We start from the raw sequence: 3,767 nt of genomic DNA, 5'->3' as shown, positions 1-3,767 counted from the left end.
GAAAGCTACGAGGCCGGACTCCACCTGCGCGGAGCCATCATCTGGCTGCGCAGCCTCCCAGCCCCCTCATGATCTGAACTACGAACAGGCCCTAGGTCGCTGCGGGATTGGACGAAAGGCTGCCCCCGCGTAGCACTTGAGGGTGACGTGCCGGGGCGTGCCGCCCGCTAGGTTCGGACCATGCCGATAATCGCCACCCAGGGCCTGACGATGAGGTTCCCCCGGGTGACCGCCTTGGACGACCTCAACGTGGCCGTCGAACCGGGCGTCGTGGGGCTGGTCGGCGCCAACGGCGCCGGCAAGTCGACGCTCATCAAGATCCTGCTCGGGCTGCTGCCGCCGACGTCCGGCACGGCGACCGTGCTGGGGCTCGACATCGCGCGCGAGGGGCTGCGGATCCGGGAGAGCGTCGGCTTCATGCCCGAGTACGACTGCCTGCCGCCGGACGTGTCCGCGACCGAGTTCGTCGTGCACATGGCCCGCATGTCCGGGCTCCCCCCGACCGCCGCCCGCGAACGCGCCGCCGACACGCTCCGGCACGTCGGCCTGTACGAGGAGCGCTACCGCCCCATCGGCGGCTACTCCACCGGCATGCGCCAGCGGGTGAAGCTCGCGCAGGCCCTCGTCCACGACCCGAAGCTCGTGTTCCTGGACGAGCCGACCAACGGCCTCGACCCGGCCGGGCGCGACGAGATGCTCGACCTGATCCGCCGCATCGGCGCCGAGTTCGGGATCAGCGTCCTCGTCACCTCGCACCTGCTGGGCGAGCTGGAGCGGATCTGCGACCACGTCGTCATCATCGACGGCGGCAAGCTGCTGCGCTCCCAGGCCGTCGAGGCGTACACGGCCGCGAGCGGCGTGCTGACCGTCGAGGTCGACGAGGGGCGCGACGTGCTCGGGCAGCACCTGTTCGACCAGGGCGTGTCCGTCCGCCCGGAGGGCCGGTTCCTCATCGTCGACATCGCCGGCGAGACGACCTACGACCTGATCCGCGACGGCGTCGTGGACCTCGGGCTGCGGCTGATCCGGATGGAGCAGCGCCGCCACCACATCGAGGAGGTCTTCCAGACCGGGCCGCCCGCACCGCCGGCCCCCGCCGGAACCGTCGCGCAGGAGGCCGGCCGATGAGCACGAGCACCATCCACGACATCGGCTACCGCCACTACGACGGGCGCCGCAACGGCCGCGCGTACGTGCTGCGGTCGCTGTACGTGCACAATCTGCGCGCCGCGTTCGGGCTGGGCCGTCCCGCGCGGGCCAAGGTCATGCCGTTCCTGCTGGCGGCGATCATGCTGCTGCCCGCCTCCGGGTCGGTCGCGGCGTTCGCGTTCAGCAAGGAGCCGGACGCGCTGATCCGCTACGCGTCCTACGCGAACATCATGCAGGTCATCGTGGCGATCTTCCTGGCCACGCAGGCGCCGGTGCTGGCCTCGCGGGAGGTGCGGTTCCACGTGATCCCGCTGTACTTCTCCCGCCCGGTCGGCCATCTCGACTTCGTCCTCGCGAAGAGCGCCGCGCTGTCGACCGCGCTGTTCGCGCTGATGGCGGTGCCCGTCACCGTCCTGTACGTCGGCGGGCTGATCACCAAGATGCCCGACTCCGGGGAGCAGCTGCTGAAGTACCTCGGCGCCCTCGTCGGCTGCGTGCTGTACGCGCTGGTGCTGGCGGCGATCGGGATGGTCGTCGCGGCGTTCACCCCGCGCCGCGGCTTCGGCGTCGCCGCGGTCATCGCCGTCTACATGATCAGCGCCGCGGTCGTCGGTGCCGTGCAGGGCATCGCCGAGGCGCAGACGAACTTCACGCTGCAGGGCTGGATCGGGCTGGGGACGCCGTTCAACCTGGTGGACATCGTCCAGGTCCGGCTGCTCGGCGCGCAGTCGTCCTCGCCCGGCATCGCGCCCGGCGTCACCGGCGGCGTCGTCGCGCTCGCGCTGTGCGCCGTCATCGTCGGCGGGTCGATCGCGGTTCTGTACCGCCGGTTCAGGAAGGCGGGTCTCTCATGATCGAGCGGAGCGAGTCGGGGGGTGTGGGGGGTCGTCCCCCCACAGGGAACATGAGCGAGCTGGTTCTGGAGAACGTGTCCCGCTGGTACGGGAACGTCGTCGCCGTCAACGGCGTGTCGATGAAGATCGGGCCGGGCGTGACCGGGCTCCTCGGCCCGAACGGCGCGGGCAAGTCGACGCTCATCCACATGATGGGCGGGTTCCTCGCGCCGTCGTCCGGCAGCGTCACGCTGGACGGGGAGCCGATCTGGCGCAACCCGGGCGTCTACCGCAAGCTGGGGCTCGTCCCGGAGCGGGAGACGGCGTACGACTTCCTCACCGGCGAGCAGTTCATCGTCGCGATGGCGAAGCTGCACAGGCTGCCCGACCCGGCGGCCGCCGCGCGCCGCGCGATCGGCCTCGTCGAGATGGACTACGCCGCGCAGCGCCCGATCGGCAACTACTCCAAGGGCATGAAGCAGCGCATCAAGATGGCGTCGGCGCTCGTGCACGACCCGCCCGTCCTGCTGCTGGACGAGCCGTTCAACGGCATGGACCCGCGGCAGCGGCTGCAGCTCATGGACCTCATCACCCGGATGGCCGAGGAGGGCCGCACGATCCTGTTCTCCTCGCACATCCTGGAGGAGGTGGAGCGGCTCGCCAGCCACATCGAGGTGATCGTCGCGGGGCGGCACGCCGCGTCCGGCGACTTCCGCAAGATCCGCCGGCTGATGACCGACCGGCCGCACATCTTCGTGGTCCGCTCGTCCGACGACCGGAGGCTCGCCGCCTCGGTCATCGCGGACGGGTCGGCCGGCAGCGTGCAGCTCACCGACAAGGGGCTGAAGATCGAGGCGGTCGACTTCCAGCGCTTCACCCTGCTGCTCCCGCGGCTCGCCCGCGACGCCGGCGTCCGGCTGTGGGAGGTCTCCCCGGCGGACGAGTCCCTCGAAAGCGTCTTCTCCTACCTGGTGGCCAGATGAACCCGACGATTGCGATGATCACGTTCCGGGGGATGCTCGGGCGCAAGCGCGCGCTGCTCCTGCTGGGGCTGCCGCTGATCCTGCTGATCCTGTCGGTCGGGCTCCGCGCGGCGGGACAGGACGATCTGGACGTCTCCGCGGGCGTCCTGCAGCAGTTCGGCCTCGCCACGCTGCTGCCGCTGCTCGCGCTGATCGCCGGGACCGGGGTGATCGGGCCGGAGATCGACGACGGCCAGATCATGTACGTGCTGACCAAGCCGATCCCGCGCGAGGTGATCGTGCTGACGAAGCTCGTCGTGGCGATCATCCTGACCACGGCGTTCGCGACGGTCCCGGTGCTGTTCGCGGGGCTGATCCTCACCGGGACGACCGCGCAGCTGACGCCGGCGTACGCCGCCGGCGTCCTGATCGGCGGCGTCGCCTACAGCGCGGTGTTCGTCGCGCTCGCCGTCGCCAGCCGCAACGCGGTCACGATCGGCCTGCTGTACGCGCTGGTGTGGGAGTCGCTGCTGGGCAGCTTCGCGCCGGGCGCCAAGTCGGCGTCCATCCAGCAGTGGTGCCTGTCCATCACGGACGCGCTGACGGACGCCTCGCCGGTCACCTCGGAGGTCGGCCTCCCGCTGGCGATCGGCCTGCTCGTCCTGGTCACCGGCGCGGCGACCCTGCTCGCGACGTTCCGCCTGCGCAGCCTCCCGGTGGCGAGCGCCGACTAGGGCCTGTTCGGAGTTCAGATCATGGGAGGGCTGGGAGGCTGCGCAGCCAGATGATGGATCCGCGTAGGTGGAGTCCGGCCTGGTAGCTG

General features: G+C 70.7%; 4 protein-coding genes. All 4 read left to right on the top strand.

Annotated elements, in window-relative coordinates; all coding sequences use genetic code 11:
- Positions 1 to 180 precede the first annotated feature (180 nt).
- From ABTW95_RS35525 to ABTW95_RS35510, 4 genes are read left to right on the top strand one after another with little or no spacing between them, the layout of a single operon-like run.
- Positions 181 to 1,128 (top strand): ABC transporter ATP-binding protein, encoded by a 948-nt coding sequence (locus tag ABTW95_RS35525; protein WP_396452260.1) that lies wholly within the window; start codon positions 181 to 183, stop codon positions 1,126 to 1,128.
- Positions 1,125 to 2,003 carry an ABC transporter permease gene (locus ABTW95_RS35520; RefSeq protein ID WP_396452261.1) on the top strand — a complete coding sequence of 293 codons (879 nt, stop codon included), beginning with the start codon at positions 1,125 to 1,127 and terminating at the stop codon, positions 2,001 to 2,003. Before ABTW95_RS35525 ends, ABTW95_RS35520 begins: the two co-directional genes overlap by 4 nt.
- A 50-nt stretch (positions 2,004 to 2,053) precedes the next feature.
- Positions 2,054 to 2,965, top strand: a complete 912-nt coding sequence (locus ABTW95_RS35515) for an ABC transporter ATP-binding protein (protein WP_396454555.1) — start codon at positions 2,054 to 2,056, stop codon at positions 2,963 to 2,965.
- Positions 2,962 to 3,678 (top strand): ABC transporter permease, encoded by a 717-nt coding sequence (locus tag ABTW95_RS35510; protein WP_396452263.1) that lies wholly within the window; start codon positions 2,962 to 2,964, stop codon positions 3,676 to 3,678. The genes ABTW95_RS35515 and ABTW95_RS35510 overlap by 4 nt, the downstream gene beginning before the upstream one ends.
- Positions 3,679 to 3,767: the final 89 nt, after the last annotated feature.

Origin of the sequence: Spirillospora sp. NPDC127506 (assembly GCF_040302145.1) — a bacterium.
GTDB lineage: Bacteria > Actinomycetota > Actinomycetes > Streptosporangiales > Streptosporangiaceae > Spirillospora.
The sequence above is the reverse complement of the archived record's forward strand: the minus strand, read 5'-3'. Positions and strand labels throughout refer to the sequence as shown.

What these genes read in the sequence shown, in the direction of transcription:
- ABTW95_RS35525 (WP_396452260.1), top strand. Translation starts at nt 181, where the DNA reads ATGCCGATAATCGCCACCCAGGGCCTGACGATGAGGTTCCCCCGGGTG.
- ABTW95_RS35520 (WP_396452261.1), top strand. Translation starts at nt 1,125, where the DNA reads ATGAGCACGAGCACCATCCACGACATCGGCTACCGCCACTACGACGGG.
- ABTW95_RS35515 (WP_396454555.1), top strand. Translation starts at nt 2,054, where the DNA reads ATGAGCGAGCTGGTTCTGGAGAACGTGTCCCGCTGGTACGGGAACGTC.
- ABTW95_RS35510 (WP_396452263.1), top strand. Translation starts at nt 2,962, where the DNA reads ATGAACCCGACGATTGCGATGATCACGTTCCGGGGGATGCTCGGGCGC.